The following is a 1,504-nucleotide window of genomic DNA, read 5'->3' on the forward strand; positions in this document are numbered from 1 at the left end:
GTGCGCGTGGGTGCGGCGCCGGTGGGGGGGGGGGGGGGGGGGGGGGGGTGGTCGCGGGGGGGGGGGGGGGGGGGGGGGGGGGGGGGGGGGCCCCCCCCCCCCCCCCCCCACCACAACAGCCGATTCCGACGGCGATCCCCAGGAACACGCCGCACGGGTGGCACCTTCGAGTGGTTCCGGGAACCGGCGGCGCCGCCCGCCCGACGGCAGCCCCGGCAGAAGCCCCGACGGGAGTCCAGCGGGAGCCCCCGACGCCTGGCGTTCCGGGCACCCGTCGGCCGACACTGGGTGCTCCGACCCCCGTACGGAAGGCGGAAGCACCCCATGCCGCTCGGACTCGCCCTCCCCCAGTACGGCCGCTTCGCCGACCCCGCCCTGACCGTCCGGGTCGCCGCCGCGGCCGAGGCGCTCGGTTACGACCGGCTCTGGACGGCCGACCGGCTCCTGGTCGCCAACGCCCCGCGGACCCCGTACCCCGGCGGCAGCGGCGCCGTTCCGGAGAGCCATCGGACCTTCCTCGACCCGCTCACCCTGCTGACCGCCGCCGCCGGCGCGACGAGCCGGGCGCGCCTGGGCACCAGTACGCTCAACGCGCCCTGGTACCCCCCGGCCCTGCTCGCCCGCACCCTGACGACGATCGACCTGCTCAGCAACGGCCGCCTCGACGTCGGCTTCGGACTCGGCTGGTCCGAGGACGAGTACGGGGCGGTCGGCGTCCCGTGGCGGGGCCGGGCGGCCCGGCTGGAGGAGACCCTGGACGTGCTGGAGGCGTTCTGGACCGGGGGCGCCGACGTCCGGCACACCGGTGCGCTGTGGACCGTCCCGCCGTCGACCGTCCTGGCCCGACCGGCCCAACGACCGCGCCCTCCGGTCCTGTTGGGCGGGGTGAGTCCGGCCGCGCTGGAGCGGGTCGGGCGGCGCGCCGACGGCTGGCTGGGCGTCGGCCTGCCGCTGCCCGCCCTGCGCCCGCTCTGGGAGCGCGTCTGCGACTCCGCCCGGTCCGCCGGCCGCGATCCGGGGGCGCTGCGCCTGGTGCTGCGGGTGAACCCGGTGGTCACCGCCGGCCCGGCGCCCGAGGGCGACGTCCCCCAGCGCGGCACGGTCGCCCAGATCGCCCACTACCTGGCTTCCACCGTACGGGAGTTGGGCGCCGAGCCGCTGATCGACCTGCACCACGCGGCGCGGTCCCCGGAGGAGTTCCTCTCCCTCGCCCGGGAGTTCCGCGACGCCCTGGCGCTCCCGCCGTCCCCTACCCTGGCCCCGACACCCGCAACAGGACTGAACCCTCCGCCCCAACCGGACCGTTCCTCCTGATGTACCCCGTTTTGAGCCCGCCCAGGAGCACCACCACCATGTCCGACACCGCCGCGCCCCCGACCCACCGAATACGCCGGACGCACGGCCGTACGGCGGCGGGGGGGGGGGGGCGGGGGCGGGGGCCCCGGGGCGCCCCCCGCCCGCGGGGCGGCGGGCGCGCCCGCCCCCCCCCCCCCCCCGGCCGGGG

1 protein-coding gene is annotated in these 1,504 nt (G+C 78.9%); it reads left to right on the forward strand.

All coding sequences use genetic code 11. The annotated features are described in order from the left end of the window. Positions 1-324 precede the first annotated feature (324 nt). Positions 325-1,314: a TIGR03619 family F420-dependent LLM class oxidoreductase gene (locus ACFWXO_RS30565; RefSeq protein ID WP_380527659.1), complete on the forward strand. Its 990-nt coding sequence runs from the start codon at positions 325-327 to the stop codon at positions 1,312-1,314. Positions 1,315-1,504 lie beyond the last annotated feature (190 nt).

The organism is Kitasatospora sp. NPDC059088 (assembly GCF_042738155.1).
GTDB lineage: Bacteria > Actinomycetota > Actinomycetes > Streptomycetales > Streptomycetaceae > Kitasatospora.